Annotated in this window: 29 protein-coding genes; 7 read left to right on the forward strand and 22 right to left on the reverse strand. The window is 69.5% G+C overall.

All coding sequences use genetic code 11. The features are described from left to right. Positions 1–8 precede the first annotated feature (8 nt). Both SGCZBJ_RS22380 and SGCZBJ_RS22385 read right to left on the reverse strand, forming a co-directional pair. Entirely contained in the window at positions 9–1,625 is a 1,617-nt protein-coding gene (locus tag SGCZBJ_RS22380) for a hypothetical protein (protein WP_133149311.1), read from the reverse strand. An 83-nt stretch (positions 1,626–1,708) separates the two neighbouring features. After that, positions 1,709–3,262 (reverse strand): tetratricopeptide repeat protein, encoded by a 1,554-nt coding sequence (locus tag SGCZBJ_RS22385; protein ID WP_133149312.1) that lies wholly within the window; start codon positions 3,260–3,262, stop codon positions 1,709–1,711. A gap of 209 nt (positions 3,263–3,471) precedes the next feature. Between SGCZBJ_RS22385 and SGCZBJ_RS25810 the strand changes: the two genes are divergently transcribed. Further along, a complete protein-coding gene (locus SGCZBJ_RS25810) occupies positions 3,472–3,609 on the forward strand; it encodes a hypothetical protein (RefSeq protein ID WP_154112379.1) in 138 nt (45 codons plus the stop codon). Between the two features lie 16 nt (positions 3,610–3,625). On the opposite strand, the gene SGCZBJ_RS22390 is transcribed toward SGCZBJ_RS25810, so the two are convergent. Next, entirely contained in the window at positions 3,626–4,006 is a 381-nt protein-coding gene (locus tag SGCZBJ_RS22390; RefSeq protein WP_101720225.1) for a hypothetical protein, read from the reverse strand. 130 nt (positions 4,007–4,136) lie between these two features. Next, complete coding sequence (locus tag SGCZBJ_RS22395) at positions 4,137–4,466, reverse strand: DUF1491 family protein (RefSeq protein ID WP_101720138.1); 330 nt, start codon at positions 4,464–4,466, stop codon at positions 4,137–4,139. Positions 4,467–4,535: 69 nt separating this feature from the next. Between SGCZBJ_RS22395 and SGCZBJ_RS22400 the strand changes: the two genes are divergently transcribed. Together SGCZBJ_RS22400 and SGCZBJ_RS22405 are read left to right on the forward strand one after the other, a co-directional pair. Then, entirely contained in the window at positions 4,536–5,435 is a 900-nt protein-coding gene (locus SGCZBJ_RS22400) for a hypothetical protein (protein ID WP_240621609.1), read from the forward strand. A gap of 56 nt (positions 5,436–5,491) precedes the next feature. Continuing rightward, positions 5,492–6,235, forward strand: a complete 744-nt coding sequence (locus SGCZBJ_RS22405; RefSeq protein ID WP_101720139.1) for a DNA polymerase III subunit epsilon — start codon at positions 5,492–5,494, stop codon at positions 6,233–6,235. 170 nt (positions 6,236–6,405) lie between these two features. Here the strand turns inward: SGCZBJ_RS22405 and SGCZBJ_RS22410 are convergent, their stop codons facing one another. Beyond that, on the reverse strand, positions 6,406–6,816 hold the full coding sequence (locus SGCZBJ_RS22410; RefSeq protein WP_101720140.1) for an MliC family protein: 411 nt from the start codon (positions 6,814–6,816) through the stop codon (positions 6,406–6,408). Positions 6,817–6,884: 68 nt separating this feature from the next. Then, complete coding sequence (locus SGCZBJ_RS22415) at positions 6,885–7,199, reverse strand: metalloregulator ArsR/SmtB family transcription factor (RefSeq protein ID WP_101720141.1); 315 nt, start codon at positions 7,197–7,199, stop codon at positions 6,885–6,887. Positions 7,200–7,288: 89 nt separating this feature from the next. Here SGCZBJ_RS22415 and SGCZBJ_RS22420 point away from each other — a divergent pair, with 89 nt between their 5' ends. Beyond that, a complete protein-coding gene (locus tag SGCZBJ_RS22420) occupies positions 7,289–7,729 on the forward strand; it encodes a hypothetical protein (protein WP_101720142.1) in 441 nt (146 codons plus the stop codon). Positions 7,730–7,746: 17 nt separating this feature from the next. Here the strand turns inward: SGCZBJ_RS22420 and folP are convergent, their stop codons facing one another. From folP to SGCZBJ_RS22485, 13 genes are all read right to left on the reverse strand, one after another. After that, positions 7,747–8,562 (reverse strand): dihydropteroate synthase, encoded by an 816-nt coding sequence (folP, locus tag SGCZBJ_RS22425; RefSeq protein WP_101720143.1) that lies wholly within the window; start codon positions 8,560–8,562, stop codon positions 7,747–7,749. 32 nt (positions 8,563–8,594) lie between these two features. Continuing rightward, complete coding sequence (locus SGCZBJ_RS22430) at positions 8,595–9,074, reverse strand: YbjN domain-containing protein (protein WP_101720144.1); 480 nt, start codon at positions 9,072–9,074, stop codon at positions 8,595–8,597. A 35-nt stretch (positions 9,075–9,109) separates the two neighbouring features. Further along, complete coding sequence (locus SGCZBJ_RS22435) at positions 9,110–10,123, reverse strand: alpha/beta fold hydrolase (protein WP_101720145.1); 1,014 nt, start codon at positions 10,121–10,123, stop codon at positions 9,110–9,112. An 80-nt stretch (positions 10,124–10,203) separates the two neighbouring features. After that, positions 10,204–12,084 carry an ATP-dependent zinc metalloprotease FtsH gene (gene ftsH, locus SGCZBJ_RS22440; protein WP_101720146.1) on the reverse strand — a complete coding sequence of 627 codons (1,881 nt, stop codon included), beginning with the start codon at positions 12,082–12,084 and terminating at the stop codon, positions 10,204–10,206. Between the two features lie 76 nt (positions 12,085–12,160). Then, the gene (gene tilS, locus SGCZBJ_RS22445) at positions 12,161–13,372 is read right to left on the reverse strand and encodes a tRNA lysidine(34) synthetase TilS (RefSeq protein ID WP_101720227.1); all 1,212 of its coding nucleotides are present in this window, start codon (positions 13,370–13,372) and stop codon (positions 12,161–12,163) included. Next, positions 13,369–14,223, reverse strand: coding sequence for a tol-pal system protein YbgF (gene ybgF / locus SGCZBJ_RS22450; RefSeq protein ID WP_101720147.1), 855 nt, complete (start codon positions 14,221–14,223; stop codon positions 13,369–13,371). The genes tilS and ybgF overlap by 4 nt, the downstream gene beginning before the upstream one ends. Before the next feature lie 110 nt (positions 14,224–14,333). After that, the gene (gene pal, locus SGCZBJ_RS22455; RefSeq protein WP_058347187.1) at positions 14,334–14,906 is read right to left on the reverse strand and encodes a peptidoglycan-associated lipoprotein Pal; all 573 of its coding nucleotides are present in this window, start codon (positions 14,904–14,906) and stop codon (positions 14,334–14,336) included. A gap of 214 nt (positions 14,907–15,120) precedes the next feature. Continuing rightward, on the reverse strand, positions 15,121–16,458 hold the full coding sequence (tolB, locus tag SGCZBJ_RS22460) for a Tol-Pal system beta propeller repeat protein TolB (RefSeq protein WP_420808189.1): 1,338 nt from the start codon (positions 16,456–16,458) through the stop codon (positions 15,121–15,123). A gap of 46 nt (positions 16,459–16,504) precedes the next feature. Further along, positions 16,505–17,371: a cell envelope biogenesis protein TolA gene (locus tag SGCZBJ_RS22465; protein WP_101720148.1), complete on the reverse strand. Its 867-nt coding sequence runs from the start codon at positions 17,369–17,371 to the stop codon at positions 16,505–16,507. A 16-nt stretch (positions 17,372–17,387) separates the two neighbouring features. Beyond that, positions 17,388–17,912: an ExbD/TolR family protein gene (locus tag SGCZBJ_RS22470; RefSeq protein WP_101720149.1), complete on the reverse strand. Its 525-nt coding sequence runs from the start codon at positions 17,910–17,912 to the stop codon at positions 17,388–17,390. A 4-nt stretch (positions 17,913–17,916) separates the two neighbouring features. Beyond that, positions 17,917–18,615, reverse strand: a complete 699-nt coding sequence (tolQ, locus tag SGCZBJ_RS22475; protein WP_101720150.1) for a protein TolQ — start codon at positions 18,613–18,615, stop codon at positions 17,917–17,919. A 201-nt stretch (positions 18,616–18,816) separates the two neighbouring features. Next, a complete protein-coding gene (gene ybgC, locus SGCZBJ_RS22480) occupies positions 18,817–19,269 on the reverse strand; it encodes a tol-pal system-associated acyl-CoA thioesterase (protein WP_101720151.1) in 453 nt (150 codons plus the stop codon). Positions 19,270–19,318: 49 nt separating this feature from the next. Then, complete coding sequence (locus SGCZBJ_RS22485; RefSeq protein WP_101720152.1) at positions 19,319–19,840, reverse strand: hypothetical protein; 522 nt, start codon at positions 19,838–19,840, stop codon at positions 19,319–19,321. Positions 19,841–19,938: 98 nt separating this feature from the next. Between SGCZBJ_RS22485 and SGCZBJ_RS22490 the strand changes: the two genes are divergently transcribed. Both SGCZBJ_RS22490 and SGCZBJ_RS22495 read left to right on the forward strand, forming a co-directional pair. Further along, entirely contained in the window at positions 19,939–20,115 is a 177-nt protein-coding gene (locus SGCZBJ_RS22490; RefSeq protein ID WP_101720153.1) for a CopG family transcriptional regulator, read from the forward strand. Further along, positions 20,115–20,387 carry a type II toxin-antitoxin system RelE/ParE family toxin gene (locus SGCZBJ_RS22495; protein ID WP_101720154.1) on the forward strand — a complete coding sequence of 91 codons (273 nt, stop codon included), beginning with the start codon at positions 20,115–20,117 and terminating at the stop codon, positions 20,385–20,387. Before SGCZBJ_RS22490 ends, SGCZBJ_RS22495 begins: the two co-directional genes overlap by 1 nt. Before the next feature lie 3 nt (positions 20,388–20,390). Here the strand turns inward: SGCZBJ_RS22495 and ruvB are convergent, their stop codons facing one another. The 3 genes from ruvB to ruvC form a co-directional block, all read right to left on the reverse strand. Further along, positions 20,391–21,434, reverse strand: a complete 1,044-nt coding sequence (ruvB, locus tag SGCZBJ_RS22500) for a Holliday junction branch migration DNA helicase RuvB (RefSeq protein ID WP_101720155.1) — start codon at positions 21,432–21,434, stop codon at positions 20,391–20,393. A 151-nt stretch (positions 21,435–21,585) separates the two neighbouring features. After that, a complete protein-coding gene (gene ruvA / locus SGCZBJ_RS22510; RefSeq protein ID WP_101720156.1) occupies positions 21,586–22,206 on the reverse strand; it encodes a Holliday junction branch migration protein RuvA in 621 nt (206 codons plus the stop codon). After that, positions 22,203–22,718, reverse strand: a complete 516-nt coding sequence (gene ruvC / locus SGCZBJ_RS22515) for a crossover junction endodeoxyribonuclease RuvC (RefSeq protein WP_199229210.1) — start codon at positions 22,716–22,718, stop codon at positions 22,203–22,205. Before ruvC ends, ruvA begins: the two co-directional genes overlap by 4 nt. Before the next feature lie 147 nt (positions 22,719–22,865). Between ruvC and SGCZBJ_RS22520 the strand changes: the two genes are divergently transcribed. Then, positions 22,866–24,296 (forward strand): M20/M25/M40 family metallo-hydrolase, encoded by a 1,431-nt coding sequence (locus SGCZBJ_RS22520; RefSeq protein WP_420808190.1) that lies wholly within the window; start codon positions 22,866–22,868, stop codon positions 24,294–24,296. The last annotated feature ends 6 nt before the right edge of the window (positions 24,297–24,302 follow it).

Below are 24,302 nucleotides of genomic sequence, written 5' to 3' on the forward strand. Positions count from 1 at the left end.
CCGCGCAACTACCCCCCCGGCGCGTCCTTGTCACCTTCCCCCGAGGCCGCGGCGGCGGTGGCGGGCTTCAACGCCTCGCCATCGGCCTTGCCCTCGAGCGTCGACAGCAGCTGGGCGGCGCGCCTGGCCTGGGGCCCGCCGTGCGGATTGCCGGCCACCGGCTCCAGCAGTTCGCGGGCGATCTCGTACTGCTTGGCGCGGATGAACAGGCGCGCGGCGTTGGTGCGGATGGCCGGGTTCTGCGGCGCGATCGTCGCCGCCCGGAAGACGACGTTGAGGGTGTTCTGCGACGGCTCGCGGTCCATCGACTTGGTCTCGGCGTAGCCATAGAGCGTCAGGTAGTTGTCGTCATCGAGCTTGTGGGCGCGGCCCAGATAGTTCGCGGCGTCGGCGTAGATCGCCTTGGCCTTGTCGCGGTCGGCGGGCGTGCGGGCCATCCGCCGGGCGGTCTCCAGCCGGCTGTAAGCCATGACCTGAAGCGTCTCCAGGTCGCTGGGCCGCTCGTCCAGCAGGGTCTTGAGGATCGCCTCGCCCTTGGCGCGGTCGCCCAGCTCGATCTCGGCCCGGGCCAGGGCCAGGCGGCTGTAGTACTCGCCGGGACGCTTGGCCGCCGCCTCTTGGAACTTGACCAGCAGGGCCGGCGCCTCGGCCTTGGCCACGCCCAGCTTCAGCTGCTGGATCTCCAGGATCAGGTCGTCGGCGCCGGCCGGCAGGCGAGAGAAGGCGATCTGCGGTTTCGGCGGCTCACGCGTCAGGTTCAGCGCCAGCAGGGGCTTGTTCATGTAGGTGCGCAGGGCCTTTTCCAGGGCCGGCCCGTCTTGGCCATAGACCTTGGTCCAGCTGGCCATCGGGTCGCCGTGGTCACGGACCAGATCGAGATAGACCTGGAGCTTCTTGCGGCGCTCCTTGTCGCTCCAGACATAGTGGGTCAGCAGCCAGGACTGCGCGTAGTAGGTCAGCACCTGATCGCGATCGAACTGCGACGGCCGCTTGGACAAGAGGTCTGACATCGGCAGCCACTTGTCGTTCAGCAGCGAACTGGCGCGCCCGCGGCTGAAGTCGCCGATCTGCACCTTCTTCATCTGCAGGTCGATGGTCTTGTAGTACTCAGCCAGCCCCTCGACCATCCAGCCGGGATAGGCGTCGGGGAAGTACTGCATCATGAAGTGGTGCGTGTACTCGTGCAGCACCGTGTCGTCGCCGTTGTTGCGGTCGTAGCTGTTGCTGTCGTCGCGGATGGCCAGGACGAAGATGTCCTCGACGCCCGTGAGATAGACGCCCTGCATCCGCTCGTCGGCGCCGGGGATCGTCCGCCGCAGCTGGCGCGAGCTTGACAGCAGATAGAGCGGCAGCTTGCGGGGGGTCTCGGCCTCGGCCTTGCCGTGCAGCATCCGCAGAACGCTGTCGAAGTCCTCCAGCATCGTCACGTAGCGGCGGATCAGGGCCTCGCTGCGGTCCGAATAGACGATGAAATGGTCGCTCTCGCCGCGGATCCAGCGGCCGGGCGCGTCGGCCTGAACGACGGGCGGAGCGGCCGCCACGCCGCCGCCCTGCCCCCAGGCTGGAGCCCAGGCGCCCAAAGCCGCCGCCAAGACCAGACCGCCCCCGAAAACCCGCGACGCCAAGCTCGCCCCCTGCACAATTACACGTTGAGCTTTGCCGGACATCCTGGCGTCGGGCAAGCTCCAGCTTCGCCCGACGCCGTGTCTCAGACGGCTGACTTCCCCGCGGCCGCCTTGGTCTCCAGCTCCTTGAGCAACTGCGCCGCCCGCTCGTTGCGGCGACCGTGCGGATCGTTGACCAGCGGCTTCAGCAGGAAGGCCGCGTGGCCGTACTCCCTGCGCATGGCCAGCGCCTGGACGGTCTCCATCGTCACCTCCGAGACCTGCGGCGCCAGCTCGTTGGCCAGCAGCAGCGCCTCCATGACGTTGTCGCTGGGATAGCCGGGCGCGGTCTTGCGGCTGCGGGCATAGGCCAGCAGGACCTGGTAGCGGTTGGCGTCGACCTGGAAGGCCTTGGCCAGCACCGCGCCGGCGGCCTTGTTCAGGGTCGCGGCCTCAGCGGGGTTCTTGTCGGCCTTGGCCAGCAGGCCCAGCGCCTTGTACTCCAGCGCCAGCAGGTCGGTCGGGTCGGCGGCCAGGCGGCGGTCAAGGATCGCCATGCCGGCCGCCGGATCGCCGGCCAGCTGCTCGGCCCGCGCCAGGGTCAGCTCGGCGTAGGCGTCGCCGGGATAGCGGGCGGCGATGGTGCGGATCTCGCTGACGAAGGGCGGGCCGTCCTCCTCGAAGTCGTCCCGCGCCATGCGCACGCGGCGCAGGACGAGATCGTCGGCCGAGACCGGCAGGCGGGTGACCGTGATCGACACCTCGCGCTTGCGCGTGCGGCTGTAGCCCTGCAGCGGCAGCTGTCCGCGGGTGTATTCGCGCAAGGCCTTGGTCAGCCCGTCCAGGGTCATGCCCGTGGCCTTCTCCATGGCCTCGACCGAGCCCTGCCCCTCGCCGACCGCCCGGATATAGACCTCCAGCTGCGCCTTCCGCTTCTTGTCGCTCATGAAGTAATGCGTCAGCAGCCAGGCCTGGGGATAGTAGTTCTTGCCCCGCTCCGTCGGCAGCTCGCTCGAGCGCTTGGTCAGCAGGTCTTCCAGCGGCAGCCAGGCCGAGTTCATCAGCCACTCGCCGCGGTTGGCGTTGATCTTGCCGACGATGATCTGGTCGCCGTCGAACAGGGTGGTGGCGACATATTCGGCGTAGCCCTCCACCAGCCACGGGGCGTAGGCGAAGGTGAGGTTGCGGCGCATGAAGTGGTGCGCGTACTCGTGCATCGTGGTGTCGTTGCTGTCCTCGTCCTGGCTGGCCACGCGGCGCGGCCTCAGGGCGATGCAGACCACGTCGCGCGCCGTGGCCACGTAGTAGCCGGCCCAGTTCTCGTTGGCGCCCGGATAAGTGACGCGCAGCTCGGCCTTGTTGTCGATCAGGTGCACGTCGAGCTTGCGGTCCGCGGCCTTGTCCAGCGGCAGGCCGTGCATGAAGCGCAGCGTCATGTCGAAGTCTTCGAGCATCAGCGTGTAGGCGCGCAACTGGCGCTCGTCGCCGGCGCTGTAGACATTGAAATTGGCCGACGAGGCGACCATCCATCGCCCCTGGGCCGGCGCCGCGCGGCCGGCGCCCGCGCCCGCCGCCCACAGCAGGGGCGTCACCGCCGCCCCCAGCACCATTCCCCGCCGCGTCGGCGCCCCCGCCGATCGCACGCCCCGTTCCGTCATCTAAGCAAGCCCCCGATACTGGGCTCAGAGCCTAGCGAGAGCGGTCAGCCCCTGGCAACCCAGGGAGGTCGCCGCGCTAGGCGAAAATGCTCCGACGCCCGACGAACAGGCGTTCGAAAAACCCTATTCAACCTGGGGAATTGGAGTCATGCTCATCTTGTCGCCGACGTTCGGCCCCCGAGAGCCGTCGGGGCGACGGAGGAAACGACATGGCCCTGGCCGAAGACCCTCGCGATCACATCCGTCGTCGTCCCCTGGGGCAGAGCGCGCTCTGCCTGGGTACGGTCATCGCTGGATTGGTGGTGATAGCCCTCGTCCTGAACATCGTGGCCGGCCTGCTGATGTAGCGGGCCGTCGGCGACGTCAGGCCGCAAGCCGGCGCCAGACCTGGCGATCGGCCTCGAGATTGGTCAGTTGGCCCGCCTTCTGACGCTGGTGCAGCGCGCCCATGACCTCCAGGCCGATCTGGGCGTAGCGCACCTGCACCTGCTCGATCAGGCAGCCGCGCGCCGGCGCGACGAACAGCGCCGCATTGATCTCCGGGGCCTTGGCGATGATCAGGGCGGCCAGGCGCTTGGCCTTCTCCACCTGCTTGTGGTGCAGCAGCGGTTCTTCGGCATAGAGCTCCTTGCCCAGTTCGGCGACGAAGTTCAGCGACAGGGCCGCGAAACGGTCGCGCGTCATCGGCGGCGACAGTTCGGCGGCGTCCAGGCTGAGCACGACGTCGTTCATCAGGAAGAGCATGGGCGGATGACGGGGGCTGCTGGGGACCTGCGACATCCTGCCGCGCTCTACTTTCGGTCTGGTTTAGCGGCAGGGTTAATGCTGTGGATCGTTGCACGAACGCCGTGCGGCCTGTCGTCCCGCCCCGCGCTCAGCCCTCGACCGCCTCGGTCAGGAAGTGGCGACCCTCACGATCCTCGATCTCCACCACCCAGACATCGGGATCGATGCGCGCGGCGCGCTCGGTATAGGCGTCGAGATCCGGCTCGAAGTCGGACTTGGTGGGCTGCATCCACACCCGCTCGCCGTCGCCGCGCGTGGCCTCGCTGTAGAGCCGCACCGTGCCGGCCTTGCGGTCGACCACCTTGACCAGCACCGCGCCCGCCCGGGCGTCGCCCTTGCGCACGACCATGGCGAAGGCCCCGCCCAGCTCGGCGCGGCGGATCAGCGCGCCCACCCAAAGATCCGTCGAAAGAAGCATCGCTAACCGAACCGCAACCAGGAGCGGCTAAGGTCCGCTCGAATATCCTCTCTCGCAGAATACGAGAAAATGGCCACCGTGAAGACCTCCGCACCGCGAAAGCGGCGCCTGGCGGCGACGCTCGTCGCCACAGCCGTGCTCGGCGCGGCCCAGACGGCGACGGCCACCCCCTCCGACGTCTTCTACGAACGCAGCCTGATGAGCGCCGCCGGCGCGCGCTGCGGCCTGTTCAGCCCGTCGCTGTCGGGCGCCCTCGACGCCGGCAGGGCCCAGGCCCGGGGCGCGGCCCTGCGCGCCGGCGCCAGCGTCGAGCAGTTGGACGGCGTGCAGCAGCGCGCCCACGCCAAGGCCGCCTCCGTGCCCTGCGGCTCCAAGGACCTGACCACCGCCGCCGGCCGCGTGCGCAAGGCCTTCGAGGGCTACGCCATGCTGCAACGGATGAACTATCCGGGCGATCGCGCCAGCTGGCAGGCCGACCGCGCCAGCTCGGCGACCATCCCGTTCTGGCGGCTGTCGCAGTCGGCCAGCTTCGGCGGCGACCGTCTGGTGTTCGGCCTGGCCGGCCGCAACACCGAACTGCTGGCCGTGGCGACCTTCGCCGACGGCGCCAGGCCCTACACCGCCAGGCTGGTCATGCGCGATCCGACCCGCACGCAAGGTCCCTATCTGAAGGCCCGCAACGCCGGGGCCCTGGCCGACAACGCCGCCCCGCGCGCGGCCAGCCGGGTGTTCGGGGCCGAGACCCGCGACGCCGCTCCCGCCCCCACCCTGCTGCCGACCAGCGCCAAGACCGGCATGGGCTTCCGCTTCCCGCGCGAGGCTGGCGACGTCATCGCCCGGCTCGACCCGCGCGAGGCCATGACGGTGGAGTTCGTCATCCAGGGCCGCGACGGCCGCGAGACCGTGCGCCGCGCCTATGTCGAGGTCGGCGACTTCGCCGCCGGACGCGCCTTCCTGCGAGTCAGCTGACAGGTTTGGGCGCCGGGCCATTTGGCCTCGACGCGGCCTGGTCCCATATTCAGGTGATGACACGCATCCGCGTCATCGACCTCGAGACCGCCGGCAACGGACCGCAGGACGTCTGCGAGATCGGCTGGCAGGACGTCGTCCAGGACCCTGACGGCCGCTGGCGCGTCGACGAGGACCGCGGCGCCCTGCTGGTCAATCCCGGCCGCCCGATCTCGCCGGAAACCATGGCCGTTCACCACATCCTCGACGCCGAGGTGGCCGGCGCGCCGTTCTGGAAGGACGCCGCGCCCGGGGTGCTGAGACCCGAAGGCGGCGTCGCGGCGCTGGCGGCGCATCGGGCCTCGTTCGAGCAGCGCTACTGCACGCCGGCCCTGGCGGGCGGAGCCGCCTGGATCTGCACCTGGAAATGCGCCTTGCGCCTGTGGCCTCATCTGACCAGCTTCTCCAACCAGATGCTGCGCTACCAGCGGATGCCGCAGGGCCTCGTCCATGCGCTGGGCCTGCCGGCGCACCGCGCCCTGCCCGACGCCTATGTCACCGCCCACCATCTGCGCGACATGCTGCGCGCGGCTTCGCTCGAGCAGCTACTGGCCTGGAGCGCCGAACCGGGCCTGCTGCCCCGCGCGCCCAGAGGCCCCGAGCGCGGCAAGGCCTGGCCCCTGGTCGGCGACGAGGCGCTGCGCCTGCTGGCCCAGGACCGCGACCCCGACGTGCGCTTCAGCGCCGAGACCGAACTGCGGCGACGGGGGGAGGCGTCGCCGACGGAGACGGTGGAACCCACGCAGCGAACGTTGCTCTAGGGCGGGCGCAGCCGAGGCGAAGAGCCTTTCCCACCTCCCTCCCCCCTTAATGGGAGAGGGGCAGGGGTGGTGCGGCGCCAAACGCCTCGCCGCCGTCCGTTCAGCAGTCACCCCCATCCCCGGCCCTTCCCCCATCAAGGGGGAAGGGAGAAGGCTCCCGCCCGCCAGCCCTACTTCCCCGCGTCGGACGGGGCCATGCATTCGACCGGCTTGGCGCTGGCGACGTCCTCGCCGTCCTTGAGCGGGGCGACCATTCCTTCGGTCATGCCCTTGGTCCACCATTGCAGGCCCTCGCCCACATAGCGCGCGCCGCTGGCCGACATGGCCACGGTCAGGGTGCGGGTCTTGTCGCCGTATTCGACCACGGCGGTCTTGTCGTCGGGATAGGTCGCCTTCAGCACGCTGCCGTCAGCGCAGGCATAGACGATCTGCTTGGGCTCGGCGGAGGCGGGCGCGGCCGGCGGCGCCGGGCTCTGGGCCAGGTTGTCGGGCGTCGGCGCGGGCTTGGGCGCCTCGGTCTTCTTCTCGCAGGCGGCCAGGGCCAGGACGGCCAGGCCGGCGACGAACAACGGACGGATCATTGGCGGGCTCCCCGGAAAGCGAAGGTTCGGAAGAGCCTATAACGTCGGCTGGCCGACGTCGTTGCCGATCACTCGCCGTCGCGCTGAGCCTTGAGGCGCGCGCTCTCGGATTTCAGCGGCTTGGAGACCGGGCAGACCTCCTGCACGAACTCGGTCAGCGTGTTGACCAGGCTGTCGCGCACCAGGCTGTAGTGCACGAACTGGCCGCGCTTCTCGCTGCTGACCAGACCCGCCGCCTCCAGGATCGACAGGTGCTGCGACACCGCCGGCTTGGAGATTTCGAAGCGCGAGGCGATCTCGCCGGCCGTCAGGTCGGCATGGGCCAGATAGGCCAGGATCTTGCGCCGGACCGTCGACGACAGGGCTTCGAACACGCGTTGCATGCGCCCGTATTTAAGCCGTTCGCTAATCGCTTGCAAATTAGCGATGAGATATTTAAGGAATGACTTACATTTAGAACCAGGAAGCCGCCATGGATCCGTCGCCGCGCCTCGCCCAGCCGACCAAGGGCGACGTCGTCACGGCCCTGGCGCTCGGGGTTGGAACCGGCACCCTGCTCACGGCGACAATGACGTTCGTCCTGTCCGTGCCGACGAGCGGAAGCCTGGCCTTCTACATCGCCGCGATCGCCCTCGCCGCTTCCCTCCCGGCCTGGCTGGCCGGACTTTGCCTGCTCGGCGGTCCGTCCTGGTGGTGGCTGCATCGACGCGGGATTCGCTCCCCGGGCGCGGGGGCGGCGATGGGCGCCTTGCTCACGGGCGTGGCGGCGACGGTCATGCTGCTGGCCTGCCAGCAGCCCTTTCGTCCCGGCGGCGTCGTGGACTCGCCCTGGAGCCTGTTCGTCGGACTGGTCGCCATCGGCGCCGTCGTCGGCCTCCTGACCGTGGCCTTCGCCTACCGGGCCAGGCGGTGACCGCCCCGGCCTGACCGTCAGCCCTTCGCCGCCCCTATCGCCTTCCACACCGCCAGGGCCTGGCTCATCTCGCGCACATCGTGGACGCGCACCGACTCCACGCCGCAGGCCGCGCCATGGAGATGGACGGCCAGCGAGCCGCCCAAGCGGTCGCGGGCGTCCTGGGCGCGCGGGTCGACGGCGGCGATGAATCGCTTGCGGCTGGCGCCCAGCAGCACGCGATAGCCCAGCCCCACCAAGCGCGGCAGGGCGGCCAGCAGGGCCAGGTTGTGCTCCAGCGTCTTGCCAAAGCCGATGCCCGGGTCGAGCCAGATCTTCTCGCGCTCGACGCCCGCGGCCATGGCGGTCAGGGCCCGGGCCAGCAGGAAGGCCTCGACCTCGGCCACCACGTCGTCATAGCGCGGCTCGTCCTGCATGGTGCCCGGCTCGCCGCGCATGTGCATCAGGATCACCTCGCAGCCCAGCTCGGCGGCGACCTCCGGCGCGTCGGGCGCGAAACGCAGGGCCGCCACGTCGTTCCAGATGTCGGCCCCGGCCGCGACGGCGGCGCGGGCGACGCCCGGCTTCATGGTGTCGATCGAGATCGTCACGTCGCTCTCGGCGCGGATGGCGCGGATCAGCGGAACGACCCGGGCGATCTCGTCTGCCTCGGAGACCAGGTCCGAACCCGGCCGCGTGCTCTCGCCGCCGATGTCGAGTATGGCCGCGCCGTCGTCGATCAGCCGGCGGGCGTGGGACAGGGCGGCGGCGGGATCAAAGAACCGGCCGCCGTCCGAGAAGCTGTCGGGCGTGACGTTGACCACGCCCATGACGCTTGGAACGGCATGGATCATGGGGGCGGGTTTACCCCCGTGACCCGCGGCCGTCACCAGCCGATGAAGGTGGTGAAGTCGTCGATCATCGAGGTCCAGACGCCGAAGTCGTCGTCCAGGACGTCGGTGGTGCGGCCGGCGTTCAGGTTGACGTCGTACTGGACGTAGGGGTCGCCGTCGTCGTCGATATAGGCCTTCAGATAGCGGTTATCGCGGTTCCACTCGTTGATCTTGCCCGCCGAGAGCGGGGTCTTCAGGTCGAAACCGGCCGAGAACTGGATCGCCTTGCAGCGCGGCTTGGCCGTGCAGTCGTAGAAATAGATGTCGAAGTTGACCCCGTTGGCCGCGCTCTTGATGTGCGGGTCGCCGGTCTTGTCGGTCAGCAGTTCAGCCTTGTAGCCGGCGTCCTGCAACCACTTGACCACCTCGGGTCCGGTCATGCCGTCGGCATGGATCGGCTTGGGCGCGGCCAGCGCGACGGCTGGCGACAGCATCACGGCGGCGGCCAGAAGGCCCGGAATCGACGTCTTCATCGATCTTCCCTTTCGTTCGACTTCGAAGGGAAGCTCTACCGGCCTTCGCTCAGGAAGGCCAGGACGGCGGCGTTGAACCGCTCGGTGCGCTCCAGGTGCAGCAGGTGGCCGGCGTCGAAGGCCTCGACCCGGGCGTTCTTCATGGTCGGCGCCAGGGCCTGGGCGCGGGCCAGCACATGGCCGAACTTCGGCTTGTCCTCGGGCCTAGCATAGCCCTTGCCCGGCGCCGTGCCGTCGCGCTCGCCGGCCAGGATCAGCACCGGAACCGACACCTTGGGCAGGTCCTGCAAATAGGGCTGGTCACGGATGGCGACGGCGCTGGCGGCGAAGCTGCGGACGTAGCGCGGCCAGTCGCCCGAGCGCTTGAGACCCTCGCGCAGCTCGACATAGGGGGCCATGGCCTCGCGCGGCAGGGTCAGGCCGTAGCTGGTCATCAACTCGTTCAGATAAGCCTCTGGCCCCTTAGCCTCGTCGTCGGCGACCAGCTTCTCCAGCGGCGTGGACGGCGTGTAGAGGCGGTAGTCCTCCAGCCCGACGGGGCCGTACATGACCAGGCGCCCGGTGCGGTCAGGATGAGCCAGGGACCAGCGCACGCCCACATGGTTGCCCATCGAGTGGGCGACGACGTCGACCTTGCCGATCTTCAGGTGGTCCAGCAGGACGGCCGTGTCCTCGACCATGCGGTCGAAGCGGACGGGCTCGTCGTCGAGCTTGGAGGACTTGCCGAACTGGATCTGGTCGGGGGCCACGACCCGATAGCCTGCGCCGGCGAGGGCTTTGATGGTCGGCGCCCAGTAGCCGGCGGGGAAGTTGCGGCCGTGCAGCAGCAGCACGGTGCGGCCGTTGGCCAGGCCGGTCGGCGCGACGTCCATATAGGCCATGCGCACGGCGTGGCCCCCGTGCTCCAGCGGCAGGAACCCCACGGGATAGGGATAGGCGTAGTTCTCCAGCGCGATCCCGACGGCGGGCGGTTCGGCCGCCCGAACGCGATCAGGCGCTGCGATCGGAAGCGACAGCGCCAGAACGGCGGCGACGAGAGCGGTCTTCATGAGGCCTCCTAACGCGCAAAACAAAAGCCGGACCCGAGGACGGATCCGGCTTTCGCATTATTCGAGTAGGTGATCGACCTTTAAGCGGTGACGCCCGAGGGCGAGACCGGAACCGAGGCGACCGGGCCGGTCGGCTTCTTTTCTTCCGGCTCGTCGCGCTTGGGGGCCACGCCCTTGGTCACGCCGATGATCTCCTCGCCGCTGAGGGTCTCGAACTCCAGCAGGGCTTTCGCCACCGAGTGCAGGTCTTCCAGCTTCTCGGTGAGGATCCGACGGGCGTCGTCCTCGCCGCCCTTCACCAGGCGACGGACCTCGGCGTCGATCTTGACCATGGTGTCGGGCGAGACGTTCTGGGTGCGCGCGACCGAGTGACCCAGGAACACCTCTTCCTGGTTGTCGCCGTAAGCCACGGTGCCCAGGTCGTCAGAGAAGCCCCAGCGGGTGACCATGTTGCGAGCCAGGTTGGTGGCCGCGCTGATGTCGCTCGACGCGCCCGAGGTGATCTTCTCCTTGCCGAAGATCAGCTCCTCGGCGACCCGGCCGGCCATCATGATGGCCAGACGCGAGGTCATCATGTCGTAGCTCATCGAGTAGCGGTCGCCTTCCGGCAGTTGCATGACCATGCCGAGAGCGCGGCCGCGCGGCACGATGGTGGCCTTGTGCACGGGGTCGGCGACCGGGACGTTGAGGGCCACCAGGGCGTGGCCGCCCTCGTGATAGGCCGTCAGCTTCTTCTCGTCCTCGCTCATGGCCATCGAGCGACGCTCGGCGCCCATCATGACCTTGTCCTTGGCGTACTCGAAGTCGTGCATGGTGACCATGCGGCGGTTCTTGCGCGCGGCGGTCAGGGCCGCCTCGTTGACGAGGTTGGCCAGGTCCGCGCCCGAGAAGCCGGGGGTGCCGCGGGCCAGGGTCTTGACGTCGACGTCGGCGGCCAGCGGCACGTTCTTCATGTGCACGCGCAGGATCTTCTCGCGGCCGGCGACGTCGGGGTTAGGCACCACGACCTGCCGGTCGAAGCGGCCCGGACGCAGCAGGGCGGGGTCCAGAACGTCGGGACGGTTGGTGGCGGCGATCAGGATGATGCCTTCGTTGGCCTCGAAGCCGTCCATCTCGACCAGCAGCTGGTTGAGGGTCTGCTCGCGTTCGTCGTTGCCGCCGCCCAGGCCGGCGCCACGGTGGCGACCGACGGCGTCGATTTCGTCGATGAAGATGATGCAGGGGGCGTTCTTCTTGGCCTGCTCGAACATGTCGCGCACGCGGCTGGCGCCGACGCCGACGAACATCTCGACGAAGTCCGAACCGGAGATGGTGAAGAACGGCACGCCGGCCTCGCCCGCCACGGCGCGGGCGATCAGGGTCTTACCCGTACCGGGAGGGCCGACCAGCAGGGCGCCCTTGGGGATCTTGCCGCCCAGGCGCTGGAACTTGGCCGGATCCTTCAGGAAGTCGACGACCTCCTGCAGTTCTTCCTTGGCCTCGTCCACGCCGGCGACGTCGTCGAACAGCACGCGGTTCTTGTTCTCGGTCAGCAGGCGGGCCTTGGACTTGCCGAAGCCCATCGCGCCCTTCGTGCCGCCCTGCATCTGGCGCATGAAGAAGATCCACACGCCGATCAGCAGCAGGATCGGCAGCATGTTCAGGAACAGGTTGACTAGGCTGAAGCGGCCGCCGTCCTGGATCTTGATCTCGGCGTTGCGCGCTTCCAGGCGCTTGATCAGGTCTTCGCTGTTGGGCGGGGCGTTGACGGTGTAGGTCGTCTTGCCGTCGGGCGAGGCGATCTTGACCTGCTGCCCGTTGATCTCGGCGGATTTGACCTGGCCCGCGTCGATGTTCTTGAGCAGTTGCGAGTAGCTGACCTCGCCGGCGCGCCCCGTGGGACCGCCGCGCTGCAAGACGCTGTAGGCCATGATGAGGACGAAAACGACCCCAAGCCAGATGGCGACATTCCTCAGATTCATACGCGTCGTCTTCCCAAAGATAGCGCTCGTCGACCTAAGATAGGACGGCGGACGGCTTTTCGCCACGCGCGCGATGTCATGTAGCGGGTTCTTGATCGATCAGGCCGGTCGCGGCCTCGAACCTTTCCCGGATCAGCACGCGCGCGCCGATTGTCCCGGCCTCTGCAAGGATCGGGCTAGAAACCATGCCGACGGCGTCGACGGCGGCCGGCAGGACGGGGCGGACGGCGGCGGGAAACCCTTTCAGGGCCTGCGTTTCGTCCGCCGGCAGACGGCCGGCCAGTCCGCCGAGCGGTCGGACGGTGATCGGCTGCGCGCCCGCCGTGATCTCGTAGCGACCGTCCCAGACGCCGGTCTCGCCGGCGGCCAGGACCAGCGGCGATAGGCCGCTGCGGCGCCCCTCCCCCGCCTCGCGCACGAACAGCGCCCCGGCCTCCCCCGCGACGATCCGGGCGCCGGCCAGGGTGGCGGTGAAGGCCTCGCCCGAGCGCAGCCGGGCGACCAGCCGCTCCAGCCGCTCGCCGCGCGGCGGCGTGGCGGCGCCGGCCGCGCACAGGCAGGCGGCGGCGACCTGGGCGGCGGGAGCCTCGCGCGGCAGGCGCAGGGCGTGCTCGCCCTCGAACGCGGCGGGCGGCGCGGGATCCGGCGCAAGCGGAGGAACGGCCGGGTCTTCTCCGGCCAGGGCCGCACGAGCCCTGGCGCGAGCGAAGCGGGCGTCGTCGTTGGCCGGATCCTCCAGCCAGGTCTCGCCCCGCTGCGACAACCATTCGCGCAGCGCCTGGCGGCGTGCCTCCAGCAGCGGCCGCAGGACGAAGACGCCGCGCCCCTCCGGCCAGACCGGCGACGGGGCCCATTGCCGGGGATCGGAGGTGGTCGAGCCCTCGGCCCGCATCCGCGCGGCCTCCAGGCGATCGTCGGCGGTGTGGCCCAGCAGCAGGACGCAGGCGCCGGCCTCTCGGGCGGCGGCGGCCAGCAGGGCGTGGCGGGCGGCGCGGGCGGCGGCCTGCACGCCCGTGGACGGCTTGTCGCCGATCCAGTGCAGCGCCTGGGCTTGCGCGCCGAGGGCCCGGGCCTTGGCCAAGGCGTCGGCGGTCCAGCCGGCGCTGGCGGGATTGAGGCCGTGGTCGACGGTCAGGGCCAGGACCGGTCGTCCCCGGAGCTCGGCCCAGTCCAGGGTCAGCCGCAGCAGGGCCAGGCTGTCGCCGCCGCCCGAAAAGCCGACGGCCAGGGGCGTGGTCGCCCCTGGCCGCAGTCGCCGTTGCAGGACGGCCTGGACGTCTCGCGTCAGGCCGCGCACTTGGCCTGGGTGCGCGTGCTCTTGGCCTTGCTGACCACGTCGGCCGGCGCCTTGGGATAGCGCTTGGCCAATTCGTCGAGCGTGCGGCAGGCGTCGGCGGGCTTCTTCAGCGCCACCAGCGAGCGCGACAGCTTCAGCACCGCATTGGGCGCCCAGCTGGTCTGCGGCCAGCCGCGCACGGCGCCAAGATACGAGCCCGCCGCGTCGCCATAGGCCTCGCGGACGAACTGGGTCTCGCCCAGCCAGTAGCGGGCTTCTGGCGCCTTGGCGTCGTCGGGATAGGCCGAGACGAAGCCGCCGAAGGCGTTCTCGGCGCCGGCATAGTCGCCGTCCAGCAGCAGCTGGCGGGCCTGCTTGAAGGCCGTGGCCGGATCGGCCGGGGCGGCCGGCGCCGCCGGGATCTGCGCGGCCGCGGCGTTGGCGGCGGCGGTCTCCAGCGTCGTGATCTTGCCTTCGAGGGCCGACAGCCGCTGTTCCAGCTGGTCGGCGCGCGACTTCTGGCTCTCGGCGCCGCGACGGGCCTGGTCCAGATCGTGGGTCAGGACCTCGTTCTGGCCGTTCATCCGCTGGATGGTCTGCTCCAGGTCGGAGATCCGCTCGTTGAGGGCGGCGATCTGGGCGTCGGTCTCGGCGGTCTGGACGACGACGGGCTTGCCGGTGTCGCGCCCCTGGAAGACGATCGCTCGCAGCTCGCGCACGACCTTCTCCATCTTCTCGATGCGCTTGGCCGAACGGTCGTCCAGCGGATCGGGCATCGGCGTCTGGGCCAGGGCCGGCGCGGCGGCGGCGAGAGCCAAGGCGACCGGGAGGACGGAGGCGAGGAGCGCGGATTTCAGCTTCATGTCGACGATTATGCCCCGGTTGCGGACAAAAGTGCGGCCAGAAACGCGGCCAGAAAAAAGGCCCCCCTCCGCTAGGAGGAGGGCCTTCGTTCAGCTCAGGCGGTCAAGCCTTAGCGCGCACCCTCGGTGATGGCGGTGCGCGAGTTGCGGTTCTTGGCCCACGCGTCTTCGGTGGTGCCCGGATCCAGCGGACGCTCCTTGCCGAACGAGATTGTCTCGATGCGCGAGGCGGCGACGCCTTGGCCGATCAGGAACTCGCGGACGGCGTTGGCGCGGCGGGCGCCCAGGGCCAGGTTGTATTCACGGGTGCCGCGTTCGTCGGCGTTGCCTTCGATGCGGACGCGGACGGCCGAGTAACGGGCCAGCCACTGGGCCTGGCCGGCCAGGACCGGCTGGGCGTCGGCGCGGACCGAGTAGGAGTCGGTGTCGAAGTAGACGCGGTCGCCGACGTTGACGACGAAGTCCTGCACCGTGCCCGGCAGCGGACCTTGGTCCACCGGACCGGGGGCCGGCGGCGGCGTGTAGGGCTGTTGCGGCGTGGCCGGTTGCGTCGGAGCCGGCGGGGTTTCGACCGGGCCCTGGGGCTTCGGGCGCGTACAAGCCGCGACCGAAGCGACGGCCAGACCGATCAGCGCCAGTCGGACGGCGCTCTTGGTGTCGAAGCTCATACAGTATCTCCTCAAGTCTAGGTACGGCCTGGGTTCAAAACTCTTACCGGCGCTGCTCTTGCTCCGCCCCGCAAAAACGTTCCCTGGACCTCACAATGGCGTCAGTTGGACGCTGCTCCACCTCGTTTCACCTGCCGGGTGAACGACGGATGAACAGCCACGCTCCAACGCGCCGAGGCTGTGGAAAGTTGCGAAACCTTCTTATTCCGCAGCTTCCCTCGCCCGAAAATCAGTCCAGCAGCGGCGACCAGGCCGGATCCGAGGCCGCGCCCGGATAGGCGGCGGGACGCAGGATTCGGCCGGTGATGTCGACGGTCCAGAGGCGCGGATTGCCGGCCGAGCTCTCGCGGAAGAACATCAGCACCCGCCCGTTGGGGGCCCAGGTCGGGCCTTCGTCGAGATAGCTGGTGGTGAGCAGGCGCTCGTCGCCGCCGTCGGTGCGCATGACGCCGATGTGGAACTGGCCGCCGGTCTGCTTGGTGAAGGCGATGTAGTCGCCGCGCGGGCTCCACACCGGGGTCGTATAGCGGCCGCCGCCGTAGGAGATGCGGCGCACGCCCGAGCCGTCGGCGTTCATCACATAGAGCTGAGCCTGGCCGCCGCGGTCGGAGTTGAACACGATCTTGCTGCCGTCCGGCGAGAACGACGGCGAGGTGTCGATGGCCGGGTCGGTGGTGATGCGGGTCGACTGGCGGGTGCGCAGGTCCAGCACGTAGATGTCGCTGTTGCCGCCCTTCTCGACCGAGAAGGCCACCTTCTTGCCGTCGGGCGAGAAGCGCGGGGCGAACACCATGCCGGGGAAGCGGCCGACCGTTTCCTGGCGATTGGTCTGCAGGTTCAGCAGGTAGATGCTCGACCCGGTCGGCCGCAGGGCCATGTAGGTCAGCTCCTGGCTGGTGGCCGAGAAGCGCGGGGTCATCACGATCGACGAGCCGTCGGTGATGAACTGCGGGTTGGCGCCGTCCTGGTCCATGATGCCCAGGCGCTTGACGCGATTCAGCTTGGGGCCGCTCTCGGCGACGAAGGCCACGCGGGTGTCGAAATAGCCCTTCTCGCCGGTCAGGCGCTCATAGACCGCGTCGCTGATCTTGTGGGCCACGCGGCGCCAGTTCTCTGCCGTCGAGGTGAATTGCAGGCCCAGCAGCTGCTGCTGGCTGAAGGTGTCCCACAGGCGGAAGTCGACGCGCAGCGAGCCGTCGGCGCCGACCGTGACCTGGCCGTTGATCAGCGCCTGGGCGCCGGTGCCCTGCCAGTCGGGGAAACGCGGCTGGATGTTCACGTCGGTCAGCTTGTCGGGCACGCCGGCCACGTTCAGCGGCTGGAACAGGCCCGAGCGCTCGAGATTGCCGCTGATGACCTGAGCGATGTCGGCGCCGCGCTGGGCACCGGCGAAGGCCGGGATCGCCACGGGCATCGGCTTGACCGCGCCCTTGTCGATGTCGATCTCGATCTGGGCCGCCGCCACGCCCGGCAGGGCGGCCGCGAACGCGCCGCCCGCCAGGGCGAGGGTCATGGCGAGGAGCGGCGTGGCGAGGGTCCGCTTGGCGCGGGCGCTCTTGGCGATCATCGTCGGGCTTCCTTCCATTCTTCTCTTTGCGGCGTCTCTGGAACGCCTAACGCGCGGCGCAGGCGTCGCGCGCCTTGAAGTTCAGGTTCAGCTGGGTGTTGTAGTAGTCGGGCGGCAGGCCTTCGAACGGGGCAGACTGGAAGACCGCGCGGATCGCCCGCTCGGCCTCGGTCTTGACGATGGCGTCGCCGGAATTCTCGGCCCCGCCGGCGGTCACCTGGCCCTGGACGCGCCCGTTGCTCGCCAGCTTGAAGCTGAGCTTGATCTGCATCGAACCGCCGCCCACGACCTCGCAGTTGGGGTTCCAGCGCCGCTGGATCTCGTCCTTCATGCCGCTGATCGCCGCGGCCTGCATGGCCGTCATCTGGCCCGCGCCCGGGCGCGCCTGGGTGGCGGTCTCGGGGCGGTTCGTCTGGCCCTTGGGGGCGGACGAGGCGGGCTTGCCGGCCGGCTTGGCGGTCTTCGACAGCGTCTTTTCCAGCGACGAGAAGAAGTCGGGCTCGGGCTTGGCCGGGGTCGGCTTCGGGGTCGGCTTGGGCTGCGGCTGTTGCGGCTTGGGCGTCGGGGTCGGCGCCGGCTTGGGCGGCGGCGTCGGTTGAGGCTTCGGCGTCGGCGCGGGCTGCGGCTTGGGCGGCGCCGGCTGGGGTTGCGGCGCGGGCGTCGCGGCCGGCGGCTCGGGCGTGGCCTCGGGAACCGGATCGATGGTCTCGGCCGGCTGCTCGACCGGGTCCTCGATGGCCGGACGCACGTTGGTCGGCCCCTCGGTGACGATGGTCACCGGCACGCTTTCGCCGATGACGATCTTCTTGGACGTCTTCCACGGCCAGCCGATCATCACCGCCGCCACCACCGCGGCGTGGAGCGCGACCGAGCCCAGCAGGGCCGGAGACAGCTTGTTGCGTTCTTCCCGCATCAGGCTTGGCTATTCCCTACTGGGCCGGGCGCAGGTCGCCGCCGCCGCCGACCGGCTGGGCGTCCTGCGGCGCGGCGCCCGACGACGGGCCGCCGGTGTCGGTCAGCAGGTTGATCTTGGTGAAGCCGGCCTTGGACAGGGCGGCCATGACCTGGGCGACCACCTCGTAGGGGGCCTTGCCGTCGGCGCGCACGTAGATCGGCTTGTCGTTGGCGTCGCCGGCCTTGGCCGAGACGATCGAGGCGAACTCGGTGAACGGCGCCTGGTCCTCGCCGATGAACACCGCGCCGTCGTGGCGGACCGACACGGTGATCGGCTCCTGCTCGTTCTTCAGCGCGCCGGCCTCGGTCTTGGGCAGTTCCAGCTCCACGCCCGAGGTCAGCAGCGGGGCGCTGATCATGAAGATGATCAGCAGCACCAGCATGACGTCGACCAGCGGGGTGACGTTGATCTCGGACAGGGCCCCCTTGCCGCGCCGGCGGCGACGGCGGCCGCGACCGCCGCCCGAGGTGGCGAAGGCGTCGTTTGCGGACATCGCCATGGGGTCAGACCCGCTCGCTCAGGCGACGCTGGATGGCGGTCGACAGGTCGTCGGCGAAGTTCTCCAGGCGGCCGGCGTACTTCGAGGCGTCGGTCGAGAACTTGTTGTAGGCGATGTAGGCCGGGATGGCCGCGATCAGGCCGACGGCGGTGGCGAACAGGGCCTCGGCGATGGCCGGGGCGACCACGGTCAGCGAGGTGTTCTTGGCCGCGGCGATGCTCTGGAAGGCGTGCATGATGCCCCAGACCGTGCCGAACAGGCCGATGAACGGCGAGGCGGTGGCGACGATCGCCAGGCTGCCCAGGCCCTCTTCGGCCTTGGCGCTCTCGCGGGCGATCTGGGTGTCGAGCACGCGGTCGATGCGCTGGGACAGCAGAGCCACCTGGCCCTCGCTCTGCACGCCCTTGGTCTTGGCTTCGCGCCATTCCTTCAGGGCGGCCTGCAACATGCGCGGCAGGGCGTGGCGCGGGTTCGAGCCGGCCTCGCCGGCGACGTCCTCGAGCGAACGGCCCGAACCGACCTGCTCCTCGAAGCGGTCGGCGGCGCGGTTCAGCGCCGAGAAGCGGAACAGCTTGTCGAGAATGACCGCCCAGGAGCCCAGCGAGGCGAGGATCAGGCCGATCATCACCAGCTTGACCACCCAGTCGGCGTTCAGGAACAGCGTGATGAAGGAAAAGCTTTCGGGGCTGGCGGCGGCGTCCATGCGGGGTCCTGTTCCGTTCGGGCGTCAATCTAGAGCGCTTCGGGCGAAGTGTGTGCGTTTGCCCGCCCGAATGCGCTCCAGGCACTAAGGTGATTGGTCTGCGCCTTACTGCATGAAGCGGCGCAATGTTGAAACTATGACATTGGTTGCAGGCGGCCCATTTTTCACCGACCCGCGATCTTCATTGTCATGCAGGCGCCGTCAGCTCTCTTGGGGGGCGAGCCAGGGCGTGACCTTGGCGGTCATCTCGGCCGACGGCTTGCGCGGGCGACCGTCCAGGCTGATGCAGACCGCCTCGACATTGGCCGCGCAGACCAGCTCCTCGCCGCGCGTGATCCACTGCCTGGCCAGAAGCCGCACGCCCTTGATCCGGTTCCACACGGTGTGCACCACCAGGGCGTCGTCGACCCTTGCCGCGCGCTTGAAGTCGATCTCCATGCGGGTGATGGCGAAGGCCGTGTCGATCGCCGCCAGCTCGGTGTGCGACACCCCGATCATCCGGAAGAAGTCGCTGCGTCCGCGCTCGAAATAGCGCAGGTAGTTGGCGTGATAGACGATCCCCGAGAAGTCGGTGTCCTCGTAATAGATGCGCACCGGCAGCTGGTGCTCGGTCCCGACGAAGACGCCGGCGGTGGGGATCGGTTCCTGGCTCATCAAGGACTCTTTTAACCGCTTCGTCGTCGGGAGCGAGGCTGGTTTCGCATCATACCCGGATCTCCTCCACCGCCCCGCCCCTCAGCGCCTGCTGGGCGTGGGCGACCAGGAGCACGCGGTCGTCGCGATAGGTCGAGCGGACCGCGACCTGGTGGAAGAAGCCCATCCACCCAAGGAACAGGCTACACAGCACGAACACGATCACATGAGCCACGGTCAGGCCGCCGGCTTCCGTCGCGATGGGGCACAGCATGAAGTAGGCGGATGCGGCGAACAGCAGCGCCAGACCGATATTCGCGCCGCGCATGACGCCCTTGTTGGGCGACCGCATCCTGCAAGTCACCTCGGCCCCGTCGCCGTCGACGACCCAGTCGATGCGCAGCGGCAGCGGCGCGTGTCCCTGGCGCGGACAACGATAGATCCTGGCCCAGTCCAGGCCGACCTGGCCGAGGACCGTCCCGATCCGGGTCTCGTCCCGACTGCCGACACTGGCGGCCAGACGCTCACGCAGGGCGTCCGGTGGAAACGGCGCGCGGAAACGCCAGGCGACCTCGCCCCCAGTGCTACTCATCCCCGAACATCACCATACTGCTGCCCATCGCGCGGCCCCTGATCGCGGCGTGTCCCAAGCCGTTGGGCCAATGGTCGTTGTAGTGATAGGCTGGCGAAATGAAAATCGAGCCGTCCCTGTTCGATGAGATCGACGACGAGGTCGAGGCCGCCGCCGATGCGCGGGCAGAGGCCGACGTCGCCGCCGGTCGGTTGATAAGCCACGAGGCCGTCAGCCGCTGGCTGACGTCGTGGGCCGAGGGCGCGCCGACGCCCAAACCCAAGCCCGGCGACTGATGTCGCGTGTCGTCTGGACGGCTGAAGCCGTCGACAACCTCGACAGCATCTTCACCTATGTGGCGTCCTTCAACGCCTCGGCGGCGGCGCGGCTCGCCCAGCGGCTCCACGCGGCTGCGAACAGTCTCGACGCCAATCCCGAACGCGGTCGACCTATCCCAAAGGGGTTGCGGGAACTGGCGGTGATTGCGCCCTACCTGATCCGCTATCGGATCACCGAGGACGCCGTGATCATCCTGCGCATCCGACATGGAATGCGCCAGCCCGACTAGGCCCTACTCATCCCCGAATAGCCCGCCCTGCGCCGCCGAAGGCGGGGCGGCGGGCGGGGTCAGGCCAAGGTGGAGGTAGGCCTTGCCGCAGGCCATGCGGCCGCGCGGCGTGCGCTGGATGAAGCCCTGCTGCATCAGGTAGGGCTCGATCACGTCCTCCACTGCGTCGCGGGCCTCGGCGATGGCGTAGGCGATGGTCTCCACGCCCACCGGTCCGCCGCCGTAGTGCTCGATCATGGCTCGCAGGTAGCGACGGTCGAGGCTGTCGAGGCCGCTTTCGTCGACCTCGAGGCGGGCCAGGGCCATGGCTGCAGCCTCGCGGTCGATGACCTCTGCGCCATCGGCGGTGGCGAAGTCGCGCACCCGGCGCAGCAGGCGGCCGGCGACGCGCGGCGTGCCGCGGGCCCGCTTGGCGATCTCGTCGGCGCCGTCGTCCGAAAGCGGCGCGCCCATCTTGCGCGCGCCGTGCAGCAGCACGTGGCGCAGCTCGCGCGGCGTGTAGAACTCCAGCCGCACCGGAATGCCGAAACGGTCGCGCAGCGGCGTCGCCAGCATGCCCGCCCGCGTCGTGGCCGCGACCAGGGTGAAGGGGGCCAGGTCGATGCGGATCGAACGCGCCGAGGGCCCCTCCCCGATCACCAGGTCGAGCACGTGGTCCTCCATCGCCGGATAGAGGATCTCCTCGACGTTCGACGACAGCCGGTGGATCTCGTCGATGAACAGGACGTCGTTCGGCTCGAGATTGGTCAGGATCGCCGCCAGGTCGCCGGGCTTGTTCAGCACCGGGCCCGAGGTGGCGCGGAAATTCACGCCCAGCTCGCGGGCGACGATCTGGGCCAGGGTGGTCTTGCCCAGGCCGGGAGGACCAAACAGCAGCACGTGGTCGAGCGACTCGCCCCGCCCCTTGGCCGCCTCGATGAAGATCCGCAGGTTGGCCTTGGCCTGCTCCTGGCCGACGAACTCGGCCAGGGTCTGGGGCCGCAGGGCGCGGTCGGTGGACGGAACCTGGTCGCCCATCTGGGCTTCGCCGGAGATGATGCGGGTCATGACGGCAACCTCTCCCTTCCCCCTTGATGGGGGAAGGGCCGGGGATGGGGGTGACTAGGGCGGTTCGGCTGGCGATGACGAAGACGGCCAACGCCGAACCACCCCCATCCCAACCCTTCCCCCATCAAGGGGGAAGGGCGTTTAAGCGCCATCATCGGCCCAGCTCCTGCAGGCCCGCCTTGATCAGCGCCTGCACGCTGGCCTCATCCCCCAGCTTCGCGGCGGCGGCCTCGACCACGCGGCGGGCGTTCACCTCGGCCACGCCCAGGCCCATCAGGGCGGCGACGGCGTCGCCGGTGGCGGCGGGCTTGGCGGGGGCCGACGGGGCTGCGCTTGTCGAGGGCGCGGCTGTCATCACCGGTCCGTCGGTGATCGGCTTGCCCTTCAGCTCGGTGACGATGCGCAGGGCGAGCTTGGGACCCACCCCGTTGGCCCGGCCGACCGCGGCCTTGTCCTCGCGCGCCACCGCGCTGGCCAGTTCGGCCGGCGAGAGCACGTCGAGCACGGCCATGGCGGCCTTGGGGCCCACGCCCTGGATCGCCTGCAGCAGCACGAAGGCGCGGCGGTCGTCGCGGGTGGAGAAACCGTAGAGTCGCAGGCCCTGGTTCTCGCTCCACTGGCTCTCGACGTGGACCAGCGTCTCCTCGCCCAGGGGCGGCAGGCGCTGGAGGGTGCGCTGGCCGCAACGGACGATGTAGCCGACGCCCATGACGTCGATCAGGGCCTCTTCCTCGCCGACCTCGGCGACGGCCCCTCTCAGGCGCCCGATCATGCGACTCTCCTCGCCGTGCGGGCGTGGGCGTGGGCGATCGCCACCGCAAGCGCGTCGGCGGCGTCGGCCGTGGGCGAGCCGGCGGTCGGCAGCAGGCGAGCGATCATGAAGGCGACCTGGGCCTTGTCGGCCGCGCCGGTGCCCACCACCGCCTTCTTGACCACGGGCGCGGAATATTCGGCGACGATCAGGCCGGCGCGGGCCGGGGCGATCATCGAGGCGGCGCGGGCGTGGCCCAGCTTCAGCGTCGACTGGGCGTTGGTGTTGACGAAGGTCTCTTCCACCGCCGCCTCGTCGGGGGCGTGCTGTTCGATCACCGCGCAGACGCCCTCGAACAGGGTCAGCAGGCGGTCGGAGAAGGCGGCCTTCTCGTCCGGCGCGATGACGCCATGGGCGATGTGGGTGATGCGCGAGCCGGCCACGCCGATCACGCCCCAGCCGGTGCGGCGGAGGCCCGGATCGAGGCCGAGGATGCGCAAGGGGCGATTCGCGTTCATCATGTGTTCTCGCAGTGTCGCCGGTTCCTGTCGCCAGGAAAAGCCGCGTCATGCTTAAGCACGGGTTAACGCGAGCCTCCGGTTTTCAAGCATGTGGCTTGCGCAGCGAGGCGAAGCCCGCTCCTGTTCCGGCCACGTTTTGCGACACTTGAAGGTCGGACCATGCGCCTGAAGGCCCTTTTCGCCACCACCGCGGCCCTCGCCGCCCTGCCGGTTCTCGCCAACGCCCAGCCGACGCCCGGCCCGCAGGTCACGCCGCGCGCCGACCAGACGGCCTTCCGCGCGCTCTACAAGGAGCTGGTCGAGATCGACACCACCCTGTCGAAGGGCAGCTGCACCGCCGCCGCCGAGGCGATGGGCGCGCGCCTGAAGGCGGCCGGCTATCCGGAAGGCGACGTCAAGGTCGTGGTCGATCCGAAGTATCCGCGCGAGGGCAGCCTGGTGGCCGTGCTGCGCGGAAGCGACGCCAAGTCCAAGCCCATGCTGCTCCTGGCCCACATCGACGTGGTCGAGGCCAAGCGCGAGGACTGGACGCGCGACCCGTTCAAGCTGGTCGAGGAGAACGGCTACTTCTACGGACGCGGCACGTCGGACGACAAGGCGCAGGCCGCCATCTGGGCCGACACCCTGGTCCGTCTCAAGCAGAGCGGCTTCAAGCCCAAGCGCGACATCAAGATGGCGCTGACCTGCGGCGAGGAGAGCGAGGGCTACAACGGCATCGAGGATCTGGTGAAGAACCACCGTCCGCTGGTCGACGCCGAGTTCGCCCTGAACGAGGGCGCCGACGGTTTGCTGGACGAGACCGGCAAGGAGATCGTGCTCGAGGTCCAGGCCGGCGAAAAGGTCTATCAGGACTTCACCCTGACGACGACGAACCCCGGCGGCCACTCCAGCCGCCCCGTGGCCGACAACGCCATCTACCACCTGACGGCCGCCGTCGGCCGCATCGGCGCCTATCAGTTCCCGACCCGCTTCATCGACGCCACGCGCGGCTACTTCACCCAGATGCAGGCCCGGGTGCCGGCCGAACAGGCCGCCGCCATGAAGGCCCTGGTCGCCAATGTCGAGGATCCCGAAGCGCTGAAGGTGCTGACCAGGGACGCCGGCTGGAACTCGATCCTGCGCACCACCTGCGTGGCCACCATGGTCAACGCCGGCCACGCGCCCAACGCCCTGCCCCAGCGCGCCAGCGCCAACATCAACTGCCGCATCCTGCCCGGCACGCCCGTCGACGAGGTGAAGGCCAAGCTGACCGAGCTGGTGGCCGACCCGGCCGTCACCGTCACCCTGGCCCACGAGGCCAAGCCGGTCTCGCCGCCCCCGGCCCTGACGCCGGCGATCATGGGCCCGATCCAGAAGAACGCCGCCAAGCAATGGCCCGGCGTGCCGATCGTGCCGATCCTGCTGACCGGCGCCACCGACGGCGTGCACACCAACGCCGCCGGCATCCCGACCTATGGCGTCAGCGGCCTGTTCGGCAATGCGGACGGCGACGGCGTGCACGGCCTCAACGAGCGCATGCGCGTCAAATCGCTCTATGACGGGCGCGATTTCCTCTACGCCCTGGTGAAGGACTACGCGGGCGGGAAGTAAGCAGTG

Source organism: Caulobacter zeae, from assembly GCF_002858925.1.
Classification (GTDB): Bacteria; Pseudomonadota; Alphaproteobacteria; order Caulobacterales; family Caulobacteraceae; genus Caulobacter; species Caulobacter zeae.

Coding starts and splice junctions, on each gene's coding strand:
- SGCZBJ_RS22385 (WP_133149312.1), bottom strand. CDS start 3,262: ATGACGGAACGGGGCGTGCGATCGGCGGGGGCGCCGACGCGGCGGGGA.
- SGCZBJ_RS25810 (WP_154112379.1), top strand. CDS start 3,472: ATGGCCCTGGCCGAAGACCCTCGCGATCACATCCGTCGTCGTCCCCTG.
- SGCZBJ_RS22390 (WP_101720225.1), bottom strand. CDS start 4,006: ATGCTCTTCCTGATGAACGACGTCGTGCTCAGCCTGGACGCCGCCGAA.
- SGCZBJ_RS22395 (WP_101720138.1), bottom strand. CDS start 4,466: ATGCTTCTTTCGACGGATCTTTGGGTGGGCGCGCTGATCCGCCGCGCC.
- SGCZBJ_RS22400 (WP_240621609.1), top strand. CDS start 4,536: ATGGCCACCGTGAAGACCTCCGCACCGCGAAAGCGGCGCCTGGCGGCG.
- SGCZBJ_RS22405 (WP_101720139.1), top strand. CDS start 5,492: ATGACACGCATCCGCGTCATCGACCTCGAGACCGCCGGCAACGGACCG.
- SGCZBJ_RS22410 (WP_101720140.1), bottom strand. CDS start 6,816: ATGATCCGTCCGTTGTTCGTCGCCGGCCTGGCCGTCCTGGCCCTGGCC.
- SGCZBJ_RS22415 (WP_101720141.1), bottom strand. CDS start 7,199: ATGCAACGCGTGTTCGAAGCCCTGTCGTCGACGGTCCGGCGCAAGATC.
- SGCZBJ_RS22420 (WP_101720142.1), top strand. CDS start 7,289: ATGGATCCGTCGCCGCGCCTCGCCCAGCCGACCAAGGGCGACGTCGTC.
- folP (WP_101720143.1), bottom strand. CDS start 8,562: ATGATCCATGCCGTTCCAAGCGTCATGGGCGTGGTCAACGTCACGCCC.
- SGCZBJ_RS22430 (WP_101720144.1), bottom strand. CDS start 9,074: ATGAAGACGTCGATTCCGGGCCTTCTGGCCGCCGCCGTGATGCTGTCG.
- SGCZBJ_RS22435 (WP_101720145.1), bottom strand. CDS start 10,123: ATGAAGACCGCTCTCGTCGCCGCCGTTCTGGCGCTGTCGCTTCCGATC.
- ftsH (WP_101720146.1), bottom strand. CDS start 12,084: ATGAATCTGAGGAATGTCGCCATCTGGCTTGGGGTCGTTTTCGTCCTC.
- ybgF (WP_101720147.1), bottom strand. CDS start 14,223: ATGAAGCTGAAATCCGCGCTCCTCGCCTCCGTCCTCCCGGTCGCCTTG.
- tolB (WP_420808189.1), bottom strand. CDS start 16,458: ATGATCGCCAAGAGCGCCCGCGCCAAGCGGACCCTCGCCACGCCGCTC.
- SGCZBJ_RS22465 (WP_101720148.1), bottom strand. CDS start 17,371: ATGCGGGAAGAACGCAACAAGCTGTCTCCGGCCCTGCTGGGCTCGGTC.
- SGCZBJ_RS22470 (WP_101720149.1), bottom strand. CDS start 17,912: ATGGCGATGTCCGCAAACGACGCCTTCGCCACCTCGGGCGGCGGTCGC.
- tolQ (WP_101720150.1), bottom strand. CDS start 18,615: ATGGACGCCGCCGCCAGCCCCGAAAGCTTTTCCTTCATCACGCTGTTC.
- ybgC (WP_101720151.1), bottom strand. CDS start 19,269: ATGAGCCAGGAACCGATCCCCACCGCCGGCGTCTTCGTCGGGACCGAG.
- SGCZBJ_RS22485 (WP_101720152.1), bottom strand. CDS start 19,840: ATGAGTAGCACTGGGGGCGAGGTCGCCTGGCGTTTCCGCGCGCCGTTT.
- SGCZBJ_RS22490 (WP_101720153.1), top strand. CDS start 19,939: ATGAAAATCGAGCCGTCCCTGTTCGATGAGATCGACGACGAGGTCGAG.
- SGCZBJ_RS22495 (WP_101720154.1), top strand. CDS start 20,115: ATGTCGCGTGTCGTCTGGACGGCTGAAGCCGTCGACAACCTCGACAGC.
- ruvB (WP_101720155.1), bottom strand. CDS start 21,434: ATGACCCGCATCATCTCCGGCGAAGCCCAGATGGGCGACCAGGTTCCG.
- ruvA (WP_101720156.1), bottom strand. CDS start 22,206: ATGATCGGGCGCCTGAGAGGGGCCGTCGCCGAGGTCGGCGAGGAAGAG.
- SGCZBJ_RS22520 (WP_420808190.1), top strand. CDS start 22,866: ATGCGCCTGAAGGCCCTTTTCGCCACCACCGCGGCCCTCGCCGCCCTG.